Source organism: Chryseobacterium sp. GW823-FHT05E08 (assembly GCF_058795655.1).
In genome coordinates this window covers 560,617-585,390 of sequence record NZ_JBXAHY010000002.1, presented here as the reverse complement: position 1 = coordinate 585,390, position 24,774 = coordinate 560,617, and the positions used below count along the sequence as shown (strand labels likewise).

Here is a 24,774-nt window from a genome sequence, read left to right as displayed (position 1 = left end):
GTTTAAAGTTTAATTTGCAAACAACTAACTACCAATTAAATAACAAATTTACTGCTAATTGATTGATGCTCGTGAACCATCTTCATAACGTCCGCAAATAGAGGGGCGCAAGATAGCACTTTTATTTTAGTTGTCAAATTATTTTTCACAGGAATTGAGTCAGTTACAATAACTTCCAATAATTTTGAGTTCTCAATATTATCATAAGCCTTGCCTGAAAGTACTCCGTGAGTTGCCATTGCTCTTACAGATTTTGCTCCTTTTTCCATTAAGATATCTGCAGCTTTACAAAGTGTTCCCGCAGTATCGATCATGTCATCAATAAGGATAACATTTTTGCCTACAACATCTCCGATAAGGAACATTTCTTCTACAACATTCGCTTTTTTTCTTTCCTTATAAGCAATTACTACATCAGCACCTAGGTGACCTGCGTAGTTTTTCGCTCTTTTAGCACCTCCCATATCTGGAGAAGCAATCGTAAGATTATCTAAGTTTAGATCTCTAATATAATCCACGAAAATACTTGAAGCATACAAATGATCCACAGGAATTTCAAAGAACCCTTGAATTTGGTCTGCATGCAGATCCATTGTCATAATTCTTGTTGCTCCCGCAGCAGTTAAAAGATTTGCAACCAATTTTGCACCTATCGGCGCTCTTGGCTTGTCTTTTCTGTCTTGTCTTGCAAGTCCGAAATACGGAAGTACAACCGTAATGCTTTTCGCAGAAGCTCTTTTTGCAGCATCAATCATTAGAAGAAGTTCTAAAAGATTGTCTGCTGGAGGGAACGTAGATCCGATTAGGAAAACTCTTCCACCTCTTACAGATTCGTCTAAAACAGGTTCAAATTCACCATCGCTGAACTCCTGAATGATGATTTTCCCTAATTCTTTCCCATAATGTTGGGCAATTTTTTCTGCCAAGACCTTACTCGTTCTTGTAGAAAACAGATAACTTAACTGATCGGCCATTTTTACTTTTTAAAAGATTTTGCAAATTTATAAAAAAACCACAAGAATTACTCCTTGTGGTTCATATGTTTTTATTTTCCTTTTATTAAGGGAATTTCACGCCCGAATATTTATTCGGATCTACCCATGGCAGTGTAGATTTATAAGTAGCATTGATTGACTTAATGAATTCATTAGCAATAATTGCATATCCTCTACCCGTAAGATGCACTCCGTCTAAAGAAAAAGCTCCTCCTATAACGAATTTAGCAGTATACTTCACCCCATCCCAAGAAACTCCTGACTGAGATCCCAGCTCATTCATTTTCTTATTAGCATCAACAAAAGCATACCCTTTTGAAGCTGCTGCAGCTTTAATTGTTACGTTGTAAGCATCAATAGCTGTATTAATTTCTGTAATTTCAGATGGAATCAAAATATATTTATCTGCAAAAGGGAAAGCAATACCTCTAGCCGATAAAGAAGCAGGAACACTTGGTTCCGGTTTACCAATTTCAGCTTTCGTAGTTAAAGGCACTAAATCTCCAGCTTTTGCCTGTCTTGCCTGACCGTAAGTATTCCCAAGATAAGTTGCCAAAGCAACCAACTGAGCATTTCCTGAAGCCGCCGCAGCCGCTGTAATTTGAACCTTTAGATCAGTTAAGCTTTCATCCTTAATAAGTAAAGGATTTGCAGCAGTTTTAGAAAGAGGTTTAATTCTGTCTCCAGCTCCAAATGCAGTTAGGATCTGATTTAATGGTCCGTAAAGGTTTGTATTTAAATTATCAATATTCGCTTCACCAGCAGCAACATTTCCATTTCCTAAAACAGCAGATGTAAGAGGATTTGTAGGAATCGTTGTTAATGAAGGAATAGATGTTACACTAGGAATATTTGCAACAACTCCTTTAGCATTTGTTGTAGCAATCTCAGCGATCAATGCATTATAATATGTAGCAAACTGAGCTGGAGGTGTTAAAGTCTCCACAGAAGAATCTGCACCAGCTAAGGCGTACAATAAAGCATCATTATTACCAATCCATAAAGAAAAGAATGTAGGATTTTGAGCTTTAAAATCAGCAATAACCGAAGTTGTTGGACTTGAAGCAAATCTTACAAAATAAGGATTAGCCGTTTTTAATAAAACTCCTGAAACGTTTCCGTAACCCGGAGCTAATAAATGAGCCACTTTTGCTCCCGGAACTCCCATATTATTGAAAGGACCAGCTAAAACAGTATTTGTTACAGTTGTTGCAACGTTATTATTAGCATTTTTAATGTCCGGAGCACCTGCAATAAAGCTATCAATATAAAGTTTTGTACTGGCAATCTGTACATTTGCACCAACATTCAGAAGAAGACCCCCATTATTATCAGCCATTAGAGGCTGTTTGAAATCTCCTCCGCCAACAAGCTTCATTTGCTGAGCAATCATTGAAGGATAAGATTCGTTTTGGCCATCAATATAAAGAGCGCCGTCTCTATAACCAGAGGTTAATGAGTTTCCTAAAGAAACATACTTAGTAAAATCGGCTTCACCTTTAGAAACCTGAACATCCTTTACGTCTGTATCAAATTCATTTTCGCAACTCGTTGTAAAAAGTAACGCGGAAATAGCGATTGTAGAAATTATAATTTTTTTCATAGTCTTTCAATTAAAAAGGATTATAAGATAAACCTAGACCTACATAAAATGCCGTAGCTGTGGATTGTCCGTAGAAACCAAGATTAGCATTTTTCACGTCTCTTGCCTGAGGCATTGCGTATCCTCCAGAAACATCAACTCCGAATTGTTTTAGTTTAAATCCAACCCCACCCGTTACAACATATGTATTGTATGAAGGTGTTTCAGGGATAAAGTTTTCGTCTCCATAAGGAGATTCATCATAATAAGCACCAAGACGACCAAAGATCTTATCTGTAAATGCATATTGAGTTCCTAACCTAAATGTTTTAGTATTGTGGAAGTTTTTAGGAGAAACAGAAACTGTAGGATCTGATGGCTGATTTCCAACCGGAGCACTGCCAAAATCCAACGTCAATTTACTGTATCTTTCCCATCCATGGTAGTTGAAATCTGCTGAAATCAACCATTTTGGAGTAATTTTATAGGTTAAACCAATAGTGTACTCTTCCACCAAAGGTAAAGTTGCAGTGAAGCTATCTTTCCCTGATGCATCAAGACCTAATAACGGATAGATAGAAGCTGTCGGGAATTTGAAAGTAGCCTTTCCTTCCTTAGCTTTCATATCAACTGGCGAACGGTAAGCGATACTTACATCAAGCTTTGGATCTGGTCTGAAATAGAAACCAAAACCATATCCATGTCCGCTTGCTTTACTGTCAAGATTAAGCTCACCTCCAAATTGTGTAATAGCTTTATCCCATTTCACATCTCCTTTTGCATAGATATAACTTGCACCAAAAGCAAACCAATCATTAAATTTATATGAAATCATTGGCTGAAAATAGAATGCTTTCAGCTCAAGTCTCTGAACCATTTCTTTTCCTTCCCAATCACTTGGGTACTCAATCGTACTCCCGAAAGGAGTAGAAAAACTGAAACCAACTGATAATTTCTCAATCGGTCTATAAGCAATTGCTGCATAAAGAGGAGTTCCGATAGGATTATCTGTTTCTGTACTTTGCAGAGTATTCGTATTCTGGAAGGTAACTTTATTACCTGCAGCAAAAGCTCCCACTGAGATACTCAGTCTTGAAGGAATGAACGACATACCCGCCGGGTTAAAGAATGCCACACTTGCATCCTCAGCATGCGCACTAGTATGTGCCATTGCCAATTGCTTTACCCCCTGCAGAGACACTCTGAAGCCTCCTGCGTAAGATAGAACACCCGCCAATAAAGCAGTTGATACTAATATTTTTTTCATAGACTATTATTATATAACCCAAATATAAAATTATTTTGGCTACAACTGTTAATAAATCTTAAAATTTTAAACAATATGCTAAAAGAAAATTATGTTTAAAATAACACTTTGCCGAAAACAAGCCTTAAACACATAACTATTAAGCATTTAATAATGTTTTACTGACTAATCAAGTTTTTCGTTTAATATTAAACAATGATGTTGACGAATATTTGAATTTTTTAGAATTACATAAAGATAAAAATATATAAATTTGCAAGAACAAATAAAAGTTATATGAGTTGTGGATGTAAAACATCCGGCGATTCTGCACATTCTTGCGGACCCAAGAAAACCGCGAATGGCTGTGAAAGTGTAAATACCTGTGGTAATAGTTATAAATTAAGTGTTTTCGACTGGCTGTCTAACATCAATAATCCTGCATCTAACAGGTGTGATTATGTTGAAGTTAGATTTAAAAATGACAGAAAATTATTTTATAAAAATGTAAATAATGTTCCTTTACATATAGGTAGCGTAGTAACAGTAGAATCAAGTCCCGGACATGATGTAGGTGTGGTAAGTCTCACCGGAGAATTAGTGAAAATTCAGATGAAGAAGAAAAGAGCTTCTGAAGAATCAGCACTTAAAATATACAGATTAGCGAACCAAAAAGACATTGAAGTCTGGCAGGAAGTTAGAAAAAAAGAAGACAGCGTAAAAATAGAAGCCCGAAAAATTGCTCACAAAATTGGCCTTGAAATGAAGGTTACAGATGTTGAGTATCAAGGAGATGCTTCTAAAGTTACATTTTATTACACTGCTGATAACCGAATAGATTTCAGACAGTTAATTAAAGAGTACGCCTCAACTTTCAGAACTAAAATCGATATGAAACAGATCGGTTTCAGACAGGAAGCTGCAAAAGTTGGAGGAATCGGATCGTGTGGAAGAGAATTGTGTTGTTCAACTTGGTTAACGGATTTCAGATCGGTAAACACCAACGTTGCAAGATATCAGCAATTGAGTATCAACCCTCAAAAACTGGCTGGACAGTGCGGTAAGCTAAAATGTTGTCTTAATTATGAATTAGACAGCTACCTTGATGCTTTAAGCAACTTCCCTTCTTCTTCTACTGTGTTAGACACCGAAAAAGGAAGAGCTTTTTGTATTAAAATCGATGTTTTCAAAAAGAAAATGTGGTTTGCGTATGTAGACAGTTCAATGGCTTGGTATGATTTTGATATTGATTTGGTTAAAAAATTAATCGCACAAAATAAAAAAGGCGAAAGAACTCCACCTCTTGAAGATCTTAAACAACCTGATGTGCCTTTGCATACAATTGACCTTATTCAGGAGAACAGTGTTGACAGATTTGAGAAGAAAAACAAGAGTTTTAACAAAAACAGACCTCAAAATCAGAATCAAAACAGACCGAACAACAATCAAAACGGTCCAAATCAAGGTCCTAGAAAACCAAGACCAGAAAGATCATCAGACAGACCTCAAAATGCTGAAAAATCTGATCGTCCGGAAAGAACTGAAAGACCAGCAAGGTCAGAAAACCCGAACCCGAACGCCAACGCTAATTCTAACAAACCGAGACCTCAAAAGCCTCAGCAACAACAGCCAAAAGCTCAGTTAGAAAAAGCAGACGCAACGGCAGCTGATCCTGAAAAAAGTGCTCAACCAAACCCAAATAAGAAAAAATTCAAGAAGAAATTTCCTCCAAAAAAAGATAACAATGCGTAAAATTTTAGGGTTATTAACTCTTATCCTTTTCTTTAGCTGCAACTCTTCTTCGGAAGGGGACGTTACTATGAATTCTGTTGATAATAAATGGAATAAGAAAAGTGAACAAAAATTTAATCTAGAAATTTCAGATCCGCAAAATCCTAAAAATATTATATTTGTTGTAAGAAATAACAATGATTATCCTTACAGCAATATAAGATTTATTGTAAATTTCACCAATCTTCAAAACAAGAAAAAGGAAACCGATACCTTGAATTATGTATTGGCAAAACCAAACGGAGAATGGCTTGGTACAGGTTTTGGTGAGACGAAGGAGACGCTTTTTCAATATAAATTGAATTACAAATTTCCTGCGAAAGGCAAGTATGAAATCGGCGTGGTGCAAGCCATGAGAAACGATGCCCTTCCCGGAATTGAAGATATTGGAGTAAAAATAGAAACGGCTAAACCGTAATCATAAATGGAAGTAAACAAACAAAACGCAGGAAGCAAAGGAAAAACATTCCCCCTTCCTCCCAAAAAAAATGGCAAAAAAACCGGTTGGAAAAAATGGGTTAGCTTTATTTGGATTGGACTCATTGCAGTCGTTTTAGGAATTTCAGGACTTTTCTTTGCCGTTTCTCAAGGTTTTCTTGGAGAAATGCCCGATGTAAAAGAGCTTGAAAACCCAGATATTTACGTTGCATCTGAAATTTATTCATCTGATGGTTTATTATTAGGCAAGTTTGAGAAAGAAAAAACTCAGCCTATTACCTATAAAGATCTTCCGCCTTACCTTGTTTATGCTTTGCAGGCTAAAGAAGATGAGCGTTTCAAAGAACACTCAGGAATTGATTTACAGTCAGTTGCCAGAGCCGTTGTTTATGGTGGTGGACGAGGTGGAGGTTCTACCATTACTCAACAGCTTGCAAAATTACTTTTCACTAATGGAGCTTCTCAAAATAAAGTTGCAAGAGCATTCCAGAAATTAAAAGAATGGGTTGTTGCTGTAAGTCTTGAAAAAAGATATACCAAAGAAGAAATTGTTACTTTATATTTCAACAAATTCGACTTTTTATACAATGCAAACGGTGTTGAAATGGCTTCAAGAATCTATTTCAATAAAAAAACTTCTCAACTTACCCTTCCGGAAGCTGCAATGTTCGTAGCAATGCTGGAAAATCCGGTAAAAAATAACCCTATGAGAAATATCGACAGGGCTAAAACGAGAAGAGATGTTGTGTTGGAGCAAATGCAGAAAACGGGTTATATCGATCAGGCAACTTATGATAAAGCTGTTAGCACGCCAATTACTTTAGATTATCATCCAATTAAAAACATTAGTGACGATTATTCTGCTTACTATAAGTTTTATTTGAAAAAGGAAATTGATAATTATCTTAAAGACTACGAAAAGCAGACAGGTAAGAAATTAAACCTTTATAAAGATGGTTTAAAAATATATGTTACTCTTGATTCTAAAATGCAAAAGTATGCGGAAGATGCAATCAGAGAACACTTAACAGATCTTCAAAAAAGATTTGATGCTGAGCAAAGAGGTAGAAAAAACAGACCTTTCTATTACTTAACAAATACTCAGGTTAATAGTGTAATGCTTCAGGCGATGAAAAGAACCGGACGTTACAAGCAATTGAAGGCTGCGGGAGTTTCTGAAGATTCAATCATGATGGAATTCCACAAACCAATCAAAACTTCACGTTTCACTTGGGCAGGAGAAGAAGAAGTTGAGATGTCTCCTTGGGATTCTATCAGATATCACAAACAAATTGCTCAGGCAGGTTTAATGTCTATGGTCCCTGGAACTGGTGAAATTAAAGCTTGGGTTGGAGGTATCGATTGGCAACATTTCCAGTATGATCACATCAAACAAGGAAAAAGACAGGTTGGTTCAACATTCAAACCTTTCGTATATGCAACTGCTATTATGAAATTGGGAATGACACCTTGCTCAACAGTATCTAACGGGACTTACGATCATAAAGGATGGCACGTACCGGGAAGAGGAGGAATGCTAACACTTAAAGATGCATTGGCACACTCTCAAAACCCCGTAGCTGCAAGACTTATTGAAATGACAGGTGTTGATGCTGTAATTCAAACGGCAAGAGATTTGGGTGTAACGGAAGAAATTCCAAGAAATAATACAATTGCTTTAGGTTCATCAGATATTACAATCTATGAAATGCTTGGAGCCTACAGTACTTTCGCCAACTACGGAAATCACAACAAACCGGAAATGATTTGGAGAATTGAAGATGCCAACGGTAGAGTAATCAAAGAAGTAAATGTAGAACCAAAAGAAGTAATGAACCCGCTTTATGCTTACACCATGATTGAATTAATGAAAGGTGTTGCACAATACGGAACCGCTTCAGGTGAACTAGGAAGAAGAGGAATCTCAAAAGCTGTGGAAATTGCTGCTAAAACAGGTACAACGCAAAATAACTCCGATGGTTGGTTTATGGGAATTACACCAAAACTGGCAACAGGAGCTTGGGTTGGATGGGAAGACAGAGCAACCCACTTCTTAGGAACAGGAGAAGGTCAGGGAGCAAAAATGGCTTTACCAATCTGGGCGATCTTTATGAAGAAAGTCTGGGCTGATAAAACATTAGGAATTTCCCCTGATGACAAATTCACAAAACCTTCCGATTGGAAAGACGGGTGTTCCGGCTTAAAAGGTATTGGCGGAGGTTATGGTGATGACGGAGGTCTTCAAACGATTGACGAGATCAAAAACCCGAAACCGGTGGATAATACCCCGAAAAACAATTCACAAAAGAAAGATGAAAATGTTAATGAAAACCTACATTCAGCAGATGAGGTAGATTTCAATAAATAATTTCTCTTTTAGAAATACACAAGACCTTTCAATTATTTGGAAGGTCTTTTCTTTTATTATTAATAACTTTGATTCATGAATATCGAAAACATCAAACAACCTCTTATAAAAATTTTTCCTGGAGATTTTTCTGGAAATACCATTCAAAGAAATACTCCAAAAGTTTTATTTTCAACTATAAATCCTGTCGGTTTTGAAAATCCTGAATTGATTGTTTTTAATGAAAAACTTTCGGAAGAAATAGGATTAGGAAAATTTGAAAAAAAAGATCTGGATTTTCTTGTTGGAAATAATCTTCCTGAAAATATTCAAACCTATGCAACAGCCTACGCAGGACATCAATTTGGAAATTGGGCAGGGCAATTAGGTGATGGGAGAGCAATTATAGCTGGTGAAATTACAAACGATTTAGGCAAAAAAACAGAAATACAATGGAAAGGAGCCGGTGCAACGCCTTACTCCAGACATGCTGATGGAAGAGCTGTTCTGAGGTCTTCCGTCCGTGAATATTTGATGAGTGAAGCGATGTTTCATTTGGGAGTTCCTACAACAAGAGCATTAAGTTTATCCTTTACCGGAGAAGATGTAGTGAGAGACATGATGTACAGTGGAAACCCTCAGAAAGAAAAAGGAGCAGTTGTTGTAAGAACAGCGGAAAGTTTTCTTCGATTCGGACATTTTGAACTGATGTCTGCCCAACAAGAATATGGCACTTTAGAAAAATTAATTAATTTTACTATTGACAATTACTATCCTGAAATCACATCCAAAGGAACCCAAAAGTATAAAGACTTTTTTGAAAACGTTTGTAAAAAAACAGCCGATCTTATGGTTGAATGGTTCAGGGTTGGTTTTGTTCATGGGGTAATGAACACGGATAATATGTCAATTTTAGGATTAACTATAGATTACGGTCCTTATTCTATGATGGATGAATATGATTTAAATTTCACTCCTAACACAACAGATCTACCCGGAAGAAGATATGCTTTCGGAAAGCAAGGCCAAATCTCACAATGGAATCTTTGGCAATTGGCCAACGCGTTACATCCAATCATAAAAGATGAACAGTTTCTAGAAAAAACATTAAACGAGTTTGGAGACTATTTCTGGAAATCTCATGACAATATGCTTTGTAAGAAATTTGGATTTGACCAACTACTAGATGGTGATGAAGAGTTTTTTACAAACTGGCAAGGACTTATGCAGGAATTAAAGTTGGACTACACGTTATTTTTCAATCAATTAGAAAAAATTAATGATAAAAATGATTTGAAAACTATGTTTGAAAGTGTTTCTTACACTTTTTTAGACACTGAAAAAGTTTTAAAAATTGAAGATTTCATAATTACTTACAAAGCCAGAATTAGTAGGAATTTAATCTCAAAAGAAGAATCCATTAGCTTAATGAGAAAAACAAATCCAAAATTCATTTTAAGAAATTTTATTTTATACCAATGTATTGAAGAAATTAATTTAGGAAAAACTGAAATGCTTAACAAATTAACAGCAGCATTAAAAAATCCTTATGAAGAAATTTATTCTGAATTTTCAATAAAAAGACCTTCAGAATATGATGATATATCGGGATGTTCGACGCTTTCATGTAGTTCTTAAATTTGTTAATAATCCATTAATATAGTATTTAGGGTGAGTTTTTTTTATCATTAAGCTTTTTTTGTTATATTTACATAAAATAAAAAATATCATGAAAAAACTTCTACTATCTCTAAGCTTACTCCTTACTGGAGCAGCAACGCAAGCTCAAACAGTATTATTAAATGAAACATTTGACACTTATACAGACTTCGCTATTACAGGCTTTGGAAGCTGGCAAACACTAGATTTAGACTTACGTCCAACTTATACAGGTGGTGGCGCTACAACAGATGATACTTGGTCAGCAGACTGGCCTAACGCAGGGGCACCTATGGCATTTCAAATTTTCAATCCTTCAACTGCTGGAGTTACAAATAACGCAACTATAATACCTGGTGTAGACACAGAAGTAAGAAATTTTGATCCTCATAGTGGAAACAAGTTCGCAGCATGTTGGGCCGCTACTCAACAAGCCGCTCCAGCACCAGCTACACCAAATAATGACTGGCTTATTTCTCCCGCTGTAACTTTGGGAGGAAGTTCAAATCTATTATCTTTATGGGTTAAATCTCTTTCCAGTACTTATGGACTAGAGAGATATAAAATTGGAGTATATGTAGGATCAGGAACACCAACTGCCGCTGCTAATTTCACAATAATTTCTGGATCAGCAGCACTAACGGCTCCTTATACAAATTGGTCTAAGGTTACCTACGCATTAGATGCTTATGCTGGACAAACCGTTAGAATAGGAATTCAATGTACATCAAATGACATCTACATGTTCATGGTTGATGATGTAAGAATCACAACTGGATCTTTAGGAACAAGTGAAGCGACAAAAGCTAAAGCAACAAACATCTACCCTAACCCAACAAAAGGAGAAATCAACATCAAAACTGATAAAAAGATCAAATCTTCAACAGTAGTGGATTTTTCAGGAAAATCAGTATTGAAATCTACATCTGATAGAGTTGATATTTCTTCTCTTCCAAAAGGAGGATACCTATTTCAGGTTGAATTCACAGATGGAACAACAACTTCAGAAAAAGTAATTAAAGAATAATTATTCACTATATAATCTTTTTAAAGCTCACCAATTTGGTGAGCTTTTTATTTTTACATTTGCAAAAAATTGATAACAAGTGGCTTTCAAATCCAAATTAATTAATATTTTAAAATTAATATTTCCATCAAGCTTTATTGAATTGGGAATTTTTGCATTTTTCTTGATATGTTATGGAATTTTAGGTTCATACATTGCCCTTAATTACAGAATAATTTTTGACGACAGAATCCCCTGGGATGCCTATTTTAGCTTTGACAACCGCTCAATTATAATGACCGGAGGAAGTTTCGAAAGACACCCTCTAGCCTACTATTTTTTCAATTGGATAAGAGAATTAGCTTTATTGATTTCAGATGGAAAAACAAACGATACATTTAGGCTTACTCTAGCTTGGTTTAGCAATCTAGTCATTAGCTTAAGTCTGGTCCAGGTTTTTAAGTATCTCAAAAATATCATTAGCCTTCCATTATTCATCAGCTTATTAATAACTCTCTTTTTTGGATTATTTTCGACAAATATTATCCTTTCTTTTACTCCCGAAAACTTTACATACACCTTATTTTTACTGACTTTATTTAATTATTACGCAGCTATAAAAATTAAAAAAGAAGAAAAAATCCCCGCGATACCTCTAATTTTAGCTGGAATTTCAATTGGCGGGCTTACTGTAACAAATATTGTAAAAGTTTTCATTCCTGTAGCATTTGAAAAAGGGCTTTTTAAAAATTGGAAGAAATTTGGAAATGCAGTTTTAAGAATAGCGCTAACTTGTATTTGCTTCATACTATTATACTTAAATAGAATTGATTTTAAGTATAAAACCATCTTTTCAAAGACAAATAGTCAATATGAAAAGTTCTCCAATGTAAAATCAACTCCGACTTGGGACATGATTTCATCGTATTTTTTTGGAGGGAACATATTATTTCCAAGTTTTATCATTCGTAATAAACACAACATGAAAGGCTTCGATTTCAAAGGCTTATTTATGGATGTTTACACTTCTTGGATTCCTTATGTATTCATTTCTATACTTTTGATATTGATTTTGTGGAGTTATTTTAAGAATTTCAAAAGCAAATTTGTTCAGATATTAATGATCTCTTTTTTCATTGATATCATCATCCATTGCATTATGAGATTTGGACTTCACACCTCTTATATCTATGGTGGACACTTTGTTTTTGTCTATCCTTTACTTTTAGGATGGCTGTTTTATTCATACAAATCATCGCCTAAAATTCTCTCTTTTTTAACTGTTATTCTAGGACTTTTATTTACTTATTTAGCCTTCAATAATTATTTAAGAATGACAGAATTTTTTTGGTTTTTAAATCAATATTACCAATAAAAAAAGCTGAGAAAATTCTCAGCTTTGATATTTTATATTTAAAAAAAATTATTTCGCTTCTGCACAGAAAATTCTGTATTGCACAGGAATTGCCGATTTAAAATACTCTCTAACTTTAGACAAATCCGAAGCAGCACTCTGTTTTGTAAAATAACTTCCAGCCAAAATTTTATAATTTGGTCTTAGTGAAGCATCCGTCTCAACTTTCAAATTAGGGAATCTTCTTCTGAAATAAGACTTCACTTCATTTGCCTCTTCATTACTCTTCACAGTCGTGATTTGAAGTTTATATCCTAAAATTCGAGGGTTTTTTCTGCAAATTTCTGCATTTGTAAGCTCTCTGTTCGGAACATAAATCTTTGTTGGCTTCGTATAAGGAGTGTCATCATCATTATCTCTTGATGAATTATTGGTTGCTACTCGGGAACATTTATCCTCTAAATTCCCCAAAGCATCGCTCACTTTCGGGTCCATAGACATGATTAACTCTGTTCCGGACAAAGTATCTTTCTTCACAACCTGCTGTGCTCCAATATTATAAAACCCTAATAATGATAATACTGAAAATATTTTGATTAAATTTTTCATTTAAACTTGTTTCGGCAAATTTATACAAATTAAAAAATTATGCCAAACGAAGTTATTTAGAATTAATACAAATTAACCACAAATGATATTTTCCCCTCTCGTTATGGCGTTAAATTCCTGTTAAAAATATTATTTTTGCGGGATTGATTGGTTCAATATTTTACTAACATAAGATAATTTAAATGATTAGTTGGAGAAAGCATTATAAACAAACGTTGATCGCAATAGGCTTATTGCTATCAACCAGTGCTTCAATTTACGGGCAAGACGGCGATCCTAAAAACGGAGAGAAACTTTTCAAAGCGAATTGTACTGCATGTCACGCGCTGGACAAACAAGTAATAGGGCCTCCTTTGAAAGGGGTTGTAGAACGAGTGAAGACAGAAGGCGGTGTAGACAAGGATTGGCTTCACAAGTGGATCAAAGACAACAAAGCTCTTAGAGCTTCTGGGGATAAATACGCGAATGAGATTTTCGAAAAATTTAATAAAACTGAAATGTTACAGTTTCCGAATCTTACAGATAAGGATATTGATGACATCTTAGCTTTTACAACTAATCCTCCGGCTGTAGAAGAGCCTAAAAAGGACACAGGAACAGCGACTGCAGCAGATGGTGCACAAGCCGCTCCGGCAAGCAATACTACTACAAGTGTAGTTATTATTTCACTTTTAGCTATAGCTGCTCTATTAGTTTGGATCTTAATTAAACTAAGACAATTAGTAAAATTAGGGCAATCTGAAGACTTAGCTGGACTTAACGAAACTAGAGTTAAATCTTTCAGCGAAATCTATGAAAAATACCATTATGTAGGTAAAGGATTATTAACGATCCTAGCTATTTTGGCAACTTATGGAATTTGGAACTGGATCATGTGGATCGGGGTTTACAAAGGATACAAGCCAGAACAGCCTATCTATTTCTCTCACAAAATCCACGCTGGGGAACAGAAAATTGACTGTCAGTTATGTCACTCTAGTGCTAAATACGGTAAAGTATCTGAGATTCCTTCTATGAACGTTTGTATGAACTGTCACAGAACAATTTCTGAATACGGAGCTAATGATTACATGGAGCCAGGAAAAGACAAAGCATTCTATGACGGAGAAATCCAGAAAATATATGCTGCGACAGGTTGGGATCCTGCTAAACAACAGTATACAGGTAAAACTCAGCCAGTAGAATGGACGAGAATTCACAACATGCCGGATTTCGTGTACTTTAATCACTCTCAGCACGTAGTTGCAGGTGAACAAGCCATCATTAATTCTTTCAACAAAAAGAATCCAACAAACAAAATTGATGTTGTTTGTAAAGCTTGTCACGGAAAAATTGATACAATGAATGTTGTTCAAATGGCTAATGACTTCACAATGGGATGGTGTATTGAATGTCACAGAACTACTGAAGTGGACATGAACAACGGTTATAATAAAGAATACTTCAAAAATCTACACGAAAAGCTTAAAAAGCAATACCCTAAAGACGGAGGTAAAATTACTGTAGACGCAATTGGAGGTCTTGAGTGTGGTAAATGTCATTATTAATAACTAAAAATTAGAAGTATAAATGGCTTCAAACAAAATACAATTTAGAAGTATTCATGAACTTAAAGACCCGGCTTTAAATAATAAGCTGGCTCAGAAAGAGTTTCAGGAAGAAATTCCGGTAGAAGATTTCCTTGGAGATGCTGAACAAAACGGATCAAGTACTTCAAGAAGAGATTTCTTAAAGTTACTAGGATTCTCTACAGCGGCGGTAACGCTTGCTGCTTGTGAAGCTCCGGTAATTAAAACGATTCCTTACGTAGTAAAACCTCACGATATTATTCCGGGGGTTCCAAATTACTACGCTTCAACATATTTTGATGGGTTCGATTTCGCTAGTGTTTTAGTAAAAACTCGTGAAGGTAGACCAATCAAAATTGATCCAAACCCGGCAGCTGGTGATTTAGGTAAAACTAACGCTAGAGCTCAGGCGGCTGTACTTTCTCTTTATGATAATGATAAAGTAAAGCAACCTAAGCTAGACGGCAAAGACGAAACTTTCGATAAAGTAGATGATTTCGTTCTTAAAGGATTAGAAGAGGCTAAAGCAGCTGGTAAGAAAATCGTTCTTTTATCTCAATCTTTTGCTTCACCAACTTTCAAAAAGTTATTCGCTGATTTTAAAGCAAAATATCCTACAGCTGAACTTGTAACTTTTGATGCTTTCCCTTACTCTGCAGGATTAGATGCTGCTCAGGAAGTATTCGGACAAAGAGCATTACCAGTTTACGATCTTAAAGGTTCTGAATTAGTAGTTTCTTTCCAGGCAGATTTCTTAGGAGATTACAACGCTGGAAGCTTAGAAACTTCTTTTGCTGAAGCAAGAAAACCGGGAGCAAGCATGTTGAGACACATCCAAGTGGAATCAAACATGTCTTTAACTGGTGCTAATGCTGACTCAAGATATAGATTAAAACCAAGTGCTGTAAACAAAACTTTAGTTGAAGTTTACAATGCAATCGTAGGAGGAGGCGCTGCTTCTGACAAGATTGCTTCTGAGATCGTAAAAGAATTACAAGCTAAAGGCAGCAAAGCTGTTGTATTGGCGGACGGTTCTAAAGGAGCTCAGGTTCTTGCACACTTGATCAACCAAAAATTAGGTTCAGTAGCTTTCACTGGTAAAGCGAACTTCTTAAGAGAATTTGACCAAGCAAGATATAACGAATTCTTAGCATGGGTAAATGCAGAACAAGTTGGAGTATTAATTACGAACAACGTAGATCCTATCTACTCTCATCCAAAAGGAGAAGATTTCAAAAAATCTTTAACTAAGGTTCCTTATGTAGTTGCTGTTGCAGATAAGAAAAATGAAATGTACAAAGCAGCGAAAGCTGTAATTCCTGTAGCTAACTGGCTAGAATCTTGGGGTGATATGGAACCTCAGACTGGGGTTTATACATTAATGCAGCCTACAATCCAAAAAATCTACAAATCAAGACAGATCGAAGAATCTTTATTGGTTTGGAAAAATGGAAAAAACAACGCTGCTAATAATTACTATGATTATTTAAAAGCTAGTTCTGCTTCAATCTTAGGAGCGACTTCTTTCAACAAAGCTTTATATAATGGTATCGTTCCTTCTAATAATGCAACGACGTTGTCTTATGCAGGTGGAAATGCTGCTCAAGCTATTGCTGAATTAGGAAACTTCAAGGCTTCTGATTTAGAATTAGTATTATATACTAAGACTTCAATGGGAGACGGTACTCAGGCAAACAACCCTTGGTTGCAGGAATTACCGGATCCAATCACTAGAATGTCTTGGGATAACTACTTGACGATTTCTCCTAAAGATGCAGAAAGATTAGGTATTGAAAACGATCTTAATGCTAGAATGCAGTTAGACGGTTCAATCGTAAACCTTACTGTAAACGGAGTAACAATAAAAGATGTTCCTGTATTCATTCAGCCAGGACAAGCAGACGGATCAGTAGGTCTTGCGCTTGGATATGGTAAGAAAAACTCAGGAGCTACTGCTGATACTGGTGTAAACGCTTATCCTTTATTTGATGGTTCTAACTTAGCTATTTCAAATGCTAAGATTGAAAAAACAGGTGAAGATCATGAGTTTGCTGGTATCCAGCTTCAAAATACTCTAATGGGACGTTATGAGATCGCTAAAGAAGTTCCTTTAGCTGAATATATTAACGTAGCATTCGATGACGAACACAAAGGATGGAACAAGCCTTTGGAGTACCACACAATTAGCGGAGCGCTTCCAGCAGGTAAAATTGACCTTTGGGATGCATTCGATGATACAGATGGTCCTCACTTCAACTTGTCTGTTGACTTGAACTCTTGTACTGGTTGTGGAGCATGTATTATTGCTTGTCAGGCAGAAAACAACGTTCCTGTTGTAGGTAAAGAAGAGATCAGAATGTCTAGAGATATGTATTGGTTAAGAATTGACCGTTACTACTCTGCTAAAGAAAAGATCGAAACTAAAGAAGGTATTGACAGAGGACTTAACGTTCCTAACTTATACGACATCTTAATCGAGCCAAACGAAAGTCCTGATGTAATTTTCCAACCGGTAATGTGTCAGCACTGTAACCACGCTCCATGTGAAACTGTATGCCCGGTAGCGGCTACTTCTCACAGTAAGCAAGGTCAAAACCATATGGCTTACAACAGATGTATTGGTACAAGATATTGTGCAAACAACTGTCCGTACAAAGTAAGACGTTTTAACTGGTTTACTTATAACTTGAATGATAAATTCGACTTCAATCAAAATAACGATTTAGGAAGAATGGTTCTTAACCCGGATGTTGTTGTAAGAACAAGAGGGGTTATGGAGAAATGTTCAATGTGTATCCAAGAGACTCAGGCTACAATCTTAGCTGCTAAGAGAGAAAACAGAAAAGTATCTGACACTGAATTTAAAAATTCTTGTGCTTGTGCTGCTGCTTGTTCTACCGGAGCAATGACGTTTGGAGATATGAATGACAAGGAATCTGAAGTTAGAAAATTATATTCTAGCAACAGAAGATATTATTTACTAGAAGAGATCGGAACCAAGCCAAACGTGTTCTATCACACTAAAGTAAGAAACAGAGTAGAAAAATAAAGTTTAAATAATAAATAGGTAAAAAATGTCAGGACATTACGAAGCTCCGATAAGGGAACCTCTAATTATTGGTCACAAAACTTATCACGATATTACAGAAGATATCGCACGACCTATCGAAGAAAGAGCAGGAAAATTATGGTGGGTATCACTATATGCAGCCTTAGTTCTATTCATCTACGGATTCGGCTGTATCGCTTATACTATCGGAACAGGTATTGGAGCATGGGGGCTTAACAGAACTATTAACTGGGGTTGGGATATTACCAACTTCGTATGGTGGGTAGGTATCGGTCACGCCGGAACACTTATCTCCGCAGTATTATTATTATTTAGACAGCGTTGGAGAATGTCTGTAAACCGTTCAGCTGAGGCGATGACTATCTTCGCGGTTGTTCAGGCGGCAATCTTCCCTGTTATCCACATGGGTAGAGTTTGGGTAGGATATTGGGTTTTCCCTTTACCTAACCAGTTTGGTTCTCTTTGGGGGAACTTCAACTCTCCTCTACTTTGGGACGTATTTGCGATCTCTACGTATTTCTCAGTATCAACCGTATTCTGGTTCATGGGACTTATCCCTGACTTTGCGATGATCAGAGATAGAGCAAAAACTCCTTGGACAAAGAAAATTTATACATTCCTAGCATTCGGTTGGGGTGGTAAAGCAAAACACTGGCAGAGATTCGAAGAACTATCTTTGGTTCTTGCAGGTTTAGCAACTCCACTTGTATTCTCAGTACACACTACCGTATCTTTTGACTTCGCAACTTCGGTTATTAAAGGATGGCACTCTACGATCTATCCTCCTTACTTCGTTGCTGGAGCAATCTTCTCAGGATTTGCAATGGTACAAACACTATTGTTGATCGCTAGAAAAGTTTGTCACTTAGAAGACTATATTACAATGTATCATATCGAAATTATGAACATCGTAATTATCTTAACAGGTGGTATGGTAACTGTAGCTTATGCAACTGAATATTTCATCGGATGGTACTCAGGATCAAGATTTGAAGACTTTACTTATCTTTCTCCAGGTGCAGCAACCGGTCCTTACTGGTGGGCGTTCTGGGCATTGATTAGCTGTAACTTAATTATTCCTGCATTATTCTGGTTTAAGAGAGTTAGAACAAATATCATTGCAACATTTATTATTGCATTAATCATCAACATCGGTATGTGGTTCGAGCGTTTTGATATTATCGTTATCAACCTTTCTAGAGACTACTTACCTGGATCTTGGACAATGTTTAAGCCAACGATCATTGATGTAGGTGTATACTTAGGAACAATCGGATTCTTCTCTGTATTATTCTTACTATACGCAAGAACATTCCCTGTAATTGCACAGGCCGAATTGAAATCGATTCTGAAAATCTCAGGTGAAACTTATAAAGCAAAAGAAGGAGATGAGCACCACTAAAATTGTATACGGACTTTATGCTGATGACGACGATCTAATGAACGGCGTTAAGGCATTCAACGATAAAGGGATTGCGATAAACGAAGTTTATACTCCATTCCCGGTTCACGGACTAGATAAGGCTTTAGGTTTAAAGAAAACTAGAATCTCTGATGCTGCTTTCTTCTATGCTCTTTACGGTCTTACCATTGGTGCTACTGTAACTTGGTATGTGATGAATCATGACTGGCCTCAAAATATTGGTGGTAAACCTGCTTTTGACTGGGCGCACAACATGCCTGCATTCGTAGTTCCAATGTTTGAATTGATGGTTTTCTGTGCCGCTCACATGATGTCATTAACTTTCTTGGTAAGAAATAAAATGTATCCTGGAGCTCCTGCACAAAACCCGGATCCTAGAACTACAGATGATAAATTCCTTATGGAGTTTGTAACTGAAGATGTAGAATCTGTAAAGCAGTTGCTTATTGAAACCGGAGTTGAAGAAATAACTGTTAAAGACGCTTAAAATGAAAAAGAATGTATTAAAAATTACAGCAATTTTAGGTTTAACTACAGTTTTACTTAATTCTTGCGGACCGAAAGAAAACACTCCGTTGGTATATTTCCCGGATATGTACTTTCCTGTAGCTTATGATCCATTGATGAAAGCTCAGGATGCGTATTCAGATCATGAAAATGAAATTCCGGCATTTGTTAAAAATAGTTTTGCAACAGGTCTTGCTCCAGTAGAAGGGTCGGTTGCTCAAAATAAAGATGGCGTTTTTGAAGAAGGTTTACTTCCAAAAAATGTAGACGAATATAACGCAGGTTATGATGCATCTAAAAAACTAAATGCTTCTCCTTTAAATCCGGCAAACGCTGCTAAGGATATTGAAAGAGGAAAAATGTTATTCGACCATACTTGTGCTGCATGTCACGGAACAGGAGGTGATGGACAAGGACCAATTGTACAAAGCGGTGCTTTCTCTGGTGTACCAAACTATGCTGATAGAGAAATTACTGTAGGATCTGTTCATTATGTATTAACAAACGGTAGAAATGCGATGGGTTCTTATGCAGGACAACTAAACGCTGGAGACAGATGGAGAGTAGCAATGTATGTGATGAGCGCCTTCAAAAAAGGAGCACCTGCAGCAGCTACAACGGCTACAGCTACACCAGCTGCAGCTGCAACAGAGACTACTACCGAAACTAAAAAATAAGAAAAGAAATGTATAGTTTTTCACCAAAATTAAAATCAACTTCTCTAATACTTCTTGTTGTAGGTTTAGTTCTGTTTGGTATTGGTTTTTTCTTGAATAAAGGAATTAGCACAGAAAGAATAGAACAAATGATGGAAGCTGTTCATGCTTCCGGTCATACTGCTCCTACACATTCAAGTGAAATGATTGGTCCTCAGGATCACGCTGCTCACTTGGAACATGCAGAACTACAGATTCACAATCAGCCTTTAGCGGCAATACACTTTGTGGCTGTATTTTTCTTTGGAGTAAGCTGCGCGGTATTATTTTTCTATTGTATTCAGCACGCTGCTCACGCAGGATGGCCAATTATTATTACAAGAGTAATGGAAGCTATTGCTTCTTACATCCCTTACGGTGGTGCAATCTTGGTAATTTTAATGTTATTAAACATTTTCCACCAAGGTCACTTATTCCATTGGATGGATCCGGATTTAACAGATCCAAACTCTGCACATTTTGATGTGATCTTATTTGAAAAGAAAAGATTCTTAAATATTCCTTTCTATGCAATCAGAACATTGATCTACGTTATCGGAGCATCATTCTTCGCATGGAAATTGAAAGCACAGTCTAAAAAAGTAGATGATACAAAATCTTTAGTTGAGTATCAATTTCTTTACAGATGGGCTGTTGGATATATCGCATTCTTCGGGTTTGCTTCTGCAGCTTGGGCTTGGGACTGGTTGATGTCTATTGACCCTCACTGGTATTCTACAATGTATATCTGGTATTCAATGGTTAGCTGCCTTTCAAGTGGTATTGCTGTTATCATTTTATTAAGTGTTTATCTTAAAAAGAATGGTTTCTTACCACAGTTCAATGACAATCACTTGCATGATTTAGGAGTATTCCTTTTCGCTACAAGTATGCTTTGGACGTACACTTGGTTCGCACAGTTTATGCTTTATTGGTATGCAAACGTACCGGAAGAGGTAAACTACTTCTTCGGAAGATTCCAACACTACGGTGTTACTTTCTTACCGATGTTGATCATCAACTTCTTATTACCATTATTGGTATTAGTAAGTAGTAGCATCAAGAGAAACTACAGAGTAGTTACAGTAATGGCGATCGTGGTTATTTTAGGTCACTTATTAGATTACTTCAATATGGTTATGCCGGGAACGGTAGGACCTTTCTGGAACACTCCGGAAGTATTGTTACTAATATTAGGAGCTGTATTATTTGTAGTTGGATTGTTTATGTTTACAGTACTTTCTGCATTGGCTAAACTTAAATTGATTCCTACAGGTAACCCATTCTTACATGAATCTGAAATTTATGAGTATCCTTTCTAAGGACTTGTAACAAAATAAAACTTTAAAAGACTGATTATTAATTAATCAGTCTTTTTTTATGGAATGAATTCATCATTTCGGGAAACTTTTTTAAAATTGTTTCGTCTTATCATTAGATTGGTTATATAACTATTAAAAAATTATTATGAAAAAAAGTTATCTGTTTTACATTCTATTTGTTTTTGCATTTCAGTTGATCAATGCGCAGTCTGTTACTTTTGTTTCGGAAAAAACAAATAAACCACTTCCCAAAGTTTCAGTTTTCGGAAAAGACGGAAGTATTCTTGCCTTTTCTGATATTGATGGAAAAATAGATAAAAAGTCTATTGATCCGGCTCAGGAAAAATTTCAGATTATATATGACAACTTTTCGGTTGCCACACTCTCCTATTCAGATTTTGACAAAGAGGTTATAAAAATTAATGACAGAGTAAAAGATATCGAAACGGTAGTTATTAAAAATAATAAACCTGCAAAATATATTTTTGTAAAAGGAAATTTTAATTCTTATGTAACGGTCAACAACAAATTGAATTGCTACACAGATGGAATTGTCACATACATTTTCGATAATAAAACCAAGAAACTGAAAAGCACAAATGTTGAACAATACAGAGTTTACAGACTCGAAGATGTAAAGTTTGAAAAAAAACAAACTGCAATGTGGGATTATGATGCAACACTGGAGGTTCCGGATTTGAAAGAAGTCGGAAATATTTTAGACTATAAAAGCAAAAGATCAACCATCAAAGAATTAAAAGGCGACCAAAAAGATCAAATCGAAATCACAGGTGAAGCTTTACAGAAAAAAGAATTTGCATTATTTGGGTACAGATTTTTTGATATTAAAAGCATCTTAAATCTCTCTTATGAAAAAGGAAGCAAAAAAACATTGCGCGATTTATTAGAATTTAATGAGATTAATTTTTTAAAATTGAAACATAAAAGCGAACCCGACTACAATCAATTAATTCTTTATACCAATTTCTATCCTACAGAATTAAACTTCAGCAACGAGAATGATATCGAAAAAGTGAAATTCAAAACAGATAATAGCAATTATCAGTCAAAATTCTGGGAAACACCTTCTTTTCCTAATATGCAGAGTGTTTTTAGCTCATTTTTTAAAGATGATTTAAAAGAGCAACAAAATAAAAAATAAAAAATGTCTTTTCGTAAAGGTTTTATTAAATTTGTAGCAAACCAAAAAAACATGAAAAAGTTTTCTTTTCTACTAATTTTCAGCTTATTGCTTTTCACGGCATGTAAGAAAGATCATGTAGATGCTACAAGTACACAAACTTTGCAGTCTAGTATCAATGATATGACTTCTAGCCTTCCAACCATTAAACAGATAAAATTTAATGAAGCTCTTTATATTCTTAAAACATTTGGAGTAGAAGCTGATGGCGATGTAAACGAATTGAAAGCTCTTGGAAAGCTTATTAACGGAAAAAAAGTTCCCGAAATTTTGACAATGGCCGATCAGGTTGCTCAAAAAAACGGTATCGAATGGGCAAGTACTGCTCCTCCTTCATTAGGTGAAATGAATATCTTCGGTGACGAAAAAGCAAAAGAAAGCGATCCAAATGATGTTAAAGCAAGCTCTTTAAGCATCATCACAAGACCTTCTGCGGATGATGGAAATGGCGCAACTGCGATCCAGATCATTCCAAGATTAGTAGATAATGCAGGAAATCCTGTTGCATTTACCGGAGCTGGTCTAGAAGCAACTTTGGAAGTTTTCAGTAATGGAGTAAGGCTTTCTACCGCTAAAAACCTGATGCAGGATAATAATTTCAAAGGATTTAACTTGAAATTCTCATCTCTTCTTGCTTCAAAAGTGGTTGACAATAAAATCGACATCACGGTTTCTGTAAAAACAACTGCAAAAACTTTCAAAATGTCTAAAATCGGATTGGATGTTAATGCATCTGCATTGAAAGTTCCTGCACCACCAAAAGTAGATTCTACAGCGGTAAACCAAGATCCGGCAGCTATTGATCCGAACAATCCTACGACTACAGTTCCTCCAACAGGAACAACAGATCCTGCAGCAACTACAACGCCTGCTACACCAAAGCAGCCGACTGCAGATCCTAAAAATACAGTAACTAAGTTTTTAAATAACGTAAGTTCACAAAACCTTAAAGCGGCTTTTGATGCATCAAACAACCCAAATTGGGGAAGTTATGAGTCTTTCTCGAACCCAACTTCAGGTTTTGGATCTGTGAAAAATGTCAGCGTTAAAAACATCAGTTCAAACGCTACCAATCCAAACAATGCAAGTGTAAATGCAACCTACGATGTTACTGATAAAAATGGAAAAACAACTTCATTAAAGGTAACTTTCGGACTTAAGAGTGTAAACGGAGACTGGAAAATTTCCAGCTATAAAATAAACCCATAAATGGCTTCAAAAGAACTCATCAAAAAACTGGAAGATACGATTGAGAATATTCCTGATTTTCCGATTCCCGGGATTCAGTTTAAAGATATCTCTCCTATTTTCTTAGACCCAAAACTTTACGAAGATGTTATTGAAGATCTGGTAGCATTCAGTAAAGGAAAAGTAGATGCAGTCTGCGGAATTGAAAGCCGAGGCTATTTATTCGGAATTGCAATTGCAGTTGCTTTAGAAGTTCCGTTTATCCTGATCAGAAAAGCAGGAAAGCTTCCTCCACCCATCATTTCAGAAAAATATGATCTGGAATATGGAAGTGCAGTAATCGAAACCCGCGAAGGACAGATCAAGAAAGGACAAAGAATTTTAATTCATGACGACTTGTTAGCGACAGGCGGAACTACAGAAGCAGCGGCTAAATTAGTTGAAAAACAAGGCGCAACAATTGCTCAATTCAGTTTCCTGATTGGTCTTACAGGCTTAAATGGTGATGAAAAATTAAAAAAATTCAACTCAGAGATCTATCATATTTTAGAATATTAATTAATGATATAAAGATGCTTCGACTCCGCTCAGCATGACATCGCTAAAAAGTGACCGTTAAAATAAAACAGTTAGTATTAGAGATGTCATGCTGAGCGGAGTCGAAGCATCTTTAATTATAGTAAAAAGCCTTATAAAAATACATTTGGAGTAAAGAATTAATAATTAGTTTAATAATACTCATAAAGTATTTTGTAAATCATTCAGAAACAATT

19 protein-coding genes are annotated in these 24,774 nt (G+C 35.9%); 15 read left to right on the top strand and 4 right to left on the bottom strand.

What is annotated here, in order from left to right; all coding sequences use genetic code 11:
• Window positions 1-35: 35 nt before the first annotated feature.
• The 3 genes from AC1Q7L_RS08640 to AC1Q7L_RS08630 all read right to left on the bottom strand — a co-directional run bounded on the left by AC1Q7L_RS08640 (window position 36) and on the right by AC1Q7L_RS08630 (window position 3,844).
• Window positions 36-974 carry a ribose-phosphate pyrophosphokinase gene (locus AC1Q7L_RS08640; RefSeq protein ID WP_410691583.1) on the bottom strand — a complete coding sequence of 313 codons (939 nt, stop codon included), beginning with the start codon at window positions 972-974 and terminating at the stop codon, window positions 36-38.
• A gap of 85 nt (window positions 975-1,059) precedes the next feature.
• The gene (locus tag AC1Q7L_RS08635; protein ID WP_492305086.1) at window positions 1,060-2,598 is read right to left on the bottom strand and encodes a G-D-S-L family lipolytic protein; all 1,539 of its coding nucleotides are present in this window, start codon (window positions 2,596-2,598) and stop codon (window positions 1,060-1,062) included.
• 10 nt (window positions 2,599-2,608) lie between these two features.
• A complete protein-coding gene (locus tag AC1Q7L_RS08630) occupies window positions 2,609-3,844 on the bottom strand; it encodes an OmpP1/FadL family transporter (RefSeq protein ID WP_410691585.1) in 1,236 nt (411 codons plus the stop codon).
• A 276-nt stretch (window positions 3,845-4,120) separates the two neighbouring features.
• Here AC1Q7L_RS08630 and AC1Q7L_RS08625 point away from each other — a divergent pair, with 276 nt between their 5' ends.
• The 6 genes from AC1Q7L_RS08625 (at window position 4,121) to AC1Q7L_RS08600 (ending at window position 12,439) form a co-directional block, all read left to right on the top strand.
• Window positions 4,121-5,575: a PSP1 domain-containing protein gene (locus tag AC1Q7L_RS08625; RefSeq protein WP_410691586.1), complete on the top strand. Its 1,455-nt coding sequence runs from the start codon at window positions 4,121-4,123 to the stop codon at window positions 5,573-5,575.
• Window positions 5,568-6,032: a gliding motility lipoprotein GldH gene (locus tag AC1Q7L_RS08620; RefSeq protein ID WP_492305085.1), complete on the top strand. Its 465-nt coding sequence runs from the start codon at window positions 5,568-5,570 to the stop codon at window positions 6,030-6,032. Before AC1Q7L_RS08625 ends, AC1Q7L_RS08620 begins: the two co-directional genes overlap by 8 nt.
• 6 nt (window positions 6,033-6,038) lie before the next feature.
• Complete coding sequence (locus AC1Q7L_RS08615) at window positions 6,039-8,420, top strand: penicillin-binding protein 1A (RefSeq protein WP_410691588.1); 2,382 nt, start codon at window positions 6,039-6,041, stop codon at window positions 8,418-8,420.
• A 75-nt stretch (window positions 8,421-8,495) separates the two neighbouring features.
• Window positions 8,496-10,037: a protein adenylyltransferase SelO gene (locus AC1Q7L_RS08610; RefSeq protein WP_492305084.1), complete on the top strand. Its 1,542-nt coding sequence runs from the start codon at window positions 8,496-8,498 to the stop codon at window positions 10,035-10,037.
• A 91-nt stretch (window positions 10,038-10,128) separates the two neighbouring features.
• Window positions 10,129-11,085: a choice-of-anchor J domain-containing protein gene (locus tag AC1Q7L_RS08605; RefSeq protein WP_492305083.1), complete on the top strand. Its 957-nt coding sequence runs from the start codon at window positions 10,129-10,131 to the stop codon at window positions 11,083-11,085.
• 79 nt (window positions 11,086-11,164) lie between these two features.
• On the top strand, window positions 11,165-12,439 hold the full coding sequence (locus AC1Q7L_RS08600; protein WP_492305082.1) for a DUF6080 domain-containing protein: 1,275 nt from the start codon (window positions 11,165-11,167) through the stop codon (window positions 12,437-12,439).
• Window positions 12,440-12,487: 48 nt separating this feature from the next.
• Here the strand turns inward: AC1Q7L_RS08600 and AC1Q7L_RS08595 are convergent, their stop codons facing one another.
• On the bottom strand, window positions 12,488-13,027 hold the full coding sequence (locus tag AC1Q7L_RS08595) for an SPOR domain-containing protein (RefSeq protein ID WP_410691592.1): 540 nt from the start codon (window positions 13,025-13,027) through the stop codon (window positions 12,488-12,490).
• Window positions 13,028-13,209: 182 nt separating this feature from the next.
• On the opposite strand from AC1Q7L_RS08595, the gene AC1Q7L_RS08590 reads away from it, so the two are divergent.
• The 9 genes from AC1Q7L_RS08590 to AC1Q7L_RS08550 all read left to right on the top strand — a co-directional run bounded on the left by AC1Q7L_RS08590 (window position 13,210) and on the right by AC1Q7L_RS08550 (window position 24,559).
• Window positions 13,210-14,574 carry a c-type cytochrome gene (locus tag AC1Q7L_RS08590; protein ID WP_410691593.1) on the top strand — a complete coding sequence of 455 codons (1,365 nt, stop codon included), beginning with the start codon at window positions 13,210-13,212 and terminating at the stop codon, window positions 14,572-14,574.
• A 22-nt stretch (window positions 14,575-14,596) separates the two neighbouring features.
• Window positions 14,597-17,644: a TAT-variant-translocated molybdopterin oxidoreductase gene (locus AC1Q7L_RS08585; RefSeq protein ID WP_492305081.1), complete on the top strand. Its 3,048-nt coding sequence runs from the start codon at window positions 14,597-14,599 to the stop codon at window positions 17,642-17,644.
• A 25-nt stretch (window positions 17,645-17,669) separates the two neighbouring features.
• A complete protein-coding gene (nrfD, locus tag AC1Q7L_RS08580; RefSeq protein WP_410691595.1) occupies window positions 17,670-19,067 on the top strand; it encodes an NrfD/PsrC family molybdoenzyme membrane anchor subunit in 1,398 nt (465 codons plus the stop codon).
• Window positions 19,054-19,575 carry a DUF3341 domain-containing protein gene (locus tag AC1Q7L_RS08575; RefSeq protein WP_066753743.1) on the top strand — a complete coding sequence of 174 codons (522 nt, stop codon included), beginning with the start codon at window positions 19,054-19,056 and terminating at the stop codon, window positions 19,573-19,575. Before nrfD ends, AC1Q7L_RS08575 begins: the two co-directional genes overlap by 14 nt.
• Window position 19,576: 1 nt before the next feature.
• On the top strand, window positions 19,577-20,272 hold the full coding sequence (locus AC1Q7L_RS08570) for a c-type cytochrome (RefSeq protein WP_492305080.1): 696 nt from the start codon (window positions 19,577-19,579) through the stop codon (window positions 20,270-20,272).
• A gap of 8 nt (window positions 20,273-20,280) precedes the next feature.
• A complete protein-coding gene (locus AC1Q7L_RS08565) occupies window positions 20,281-21,612 on the top strand; it encodes a quinol:cytochrome C oxidoreductase (protein WP_410691597.1) in 1,332 nt (443 codons plus the stop codon).
• 145 nt (window positions 21,613-21,757) lie between these two features.
• Window positions 21,758-22,774 carry a hypothetical protein gene (locus AC1Q7L_RS08560; protein WP_492305079.1) on the top strand — a complete coding sequence of 339 codons (1,017 nt, stop codon included), beginning with the start codon at window positions 21,758-21,760 and terminating at the stop codon, window positions 22,772-22,774.
• Between the two features lie 51 nt (window positions 22,775-22,825).
• On the top strand, window positions 22,826-24,022 hold the full coding sequence (locus tag AC1Q7L_RS08555; protein WP_492305078.1) for a hypothetical protein: 1,197 nt from the start codon (window positions 22,826-22,828) through the stop codon (window positions 24,020-24,022).
• Window positions 24,023-24,559: an adenine phosphoribosyltransferase gene (locus tag AC1Q7L_RS08550; protein WP_492305077.1), complete on the top strand. Its 537-nt coding sequence runs from the start codon at window positions 24,023-24,025 to the stop codon at window positions 24,557-24,559. It begins immediately after the preceding gene.
• Window positions 24,560-24,774 lie beyond the last annotated feature (215 nt).

Excerpts from the sequence above, each read along its gene's own strand:
- AC1Q7L_RS08640 (WP_410691583.1), bottom strand. The coding sequence starts at position 974 with ATGGCCGATCAGTTAAGTTATCTGTTTTCTACAAGAACGAGTAAGGTC.
- AC1Q7L_RS08635 (WP_492305086.1), bottom strand. The coding sequence starts at position 2,598 with ATGAAAAAAATTATAATTTCTACAATCGCTATTTCCGCGTTACTTTTT.
- AC1Q7L_RS08630 (WP_410691585.1), bottom strand. The coding sequence starts at position 3,844 with ATGAAAAAAATATTAGTATCAACTGCTTTATTGGCGGGTGTTCTATCT.
- AC1Q7L_RS08625 (WP_410691586.1), top strand. The coding sequence starts at position 4,121 with ATGAGTTGTGGATGTAAAACATCCGGCGATTCTGCACATTCTTGCGGA.
- AC1Q7L_RS08620 (WP_492305085.1), top strand. The coding sequence starts at position 5,568 with ATGCGTAAAATTTTAGGGTTATTAACTCTTATCCTTTTCTTTAGCTGC.
- AC1Q7L_RS08615 (WP_410691588.1), top strand. The coding sequence starts at position 6,039 with ATGGAAGTAAACAAACAAAACGCAGGAAGCAAAGGAAAAACATTCCCC.
- AC1Q7L_RS08610 (WP_492305084.1), top strand. The coding sequence starts at position 8,496 with ATGAATATCGAAAACATCAAACAACCTCTTATAAAAATTTTTCCTGGA.
- AC1Q7L_RS08605 (WP_492305083.1), top strand. The coding sequence starts at position 10,129 with ATGAAAAAACTTCTACTATCTCTAAGCTTACTCCTTACTGGAGCAGCA.
- AC1Q7L_RS08595 (WP_410691592.1), bottom strand. The coding sequence starts at position 13,027 with ATGAAAAATTTAATCAAAATATTTTCAGTATTATCATTATTAGGGTTT.
- AC1Q7L_RS08590 (WP_410691593.1), top strand. The coding sequence starts at position 13,210 with ATGATTAGTTGGAGAAAGCATTATAAACAAACGTTGATCGCAATAGGC.
- AC1Q7L_RS08585 (WP_492305081.1), top strand. The coding sequence starts at position 14,597 with ATGGCTTCAAACAAAATACAATTTAGAAGTATTCATGAACTTAAAGAC.
- nrfD (WP_410691595.1), top strand. The coding sequence starts at position 17,670 with ATGTCAGGACATTACGAAGCTCCGATAAGGGAACCTCTAATTATTGGT.
- AC1Q7L_RS08575 (WP_066753743.1), top strand. The coding sequence starts at position 19,054 with ATGAGCACCACTAAAATTGTATACGGACTTTATGCTGATGACGACGAT.
- AC1Q7L_RS08570 (WP_492305080.1), top strand. The coding sequence starts at position 19,577 with ATGAAAAAGAATGTATTAAAAATTACAGCAATTTTAGGTTTAACTACA.
- AC1Q7L_RS08565 (WP_410691597.1), top strand. The coding sequence starts at position 20,281 with ATGTATAGTTTTTCACCAAAATTAAAATCAACTTCTCTAATACTTCTT.
- AC1Q7L_RS08560 (WP_492305079.1), top strand. The coding sequence starts at position 21,758 with ATGAAAAAAAGTTATCTGTTTTACATTCTATTTGTTTTTGCATTTCAG.
- AC1Q7L_RS08555 (WP_492305078.1), top strand. The coding sequence starts at position 22,826 with ATGAAAAAGTTTTCTTTTCTACTAATTTTCAGCTTATTGCTTTTCACG.
- AC1Q7L_RS08550 (WP_492305077.1), top strand. The coding sequence starts at position 24,023 with ATGGCTTCAAAAGAACTCATCAAAAAACTGGAAGATACGATTGAGAAT.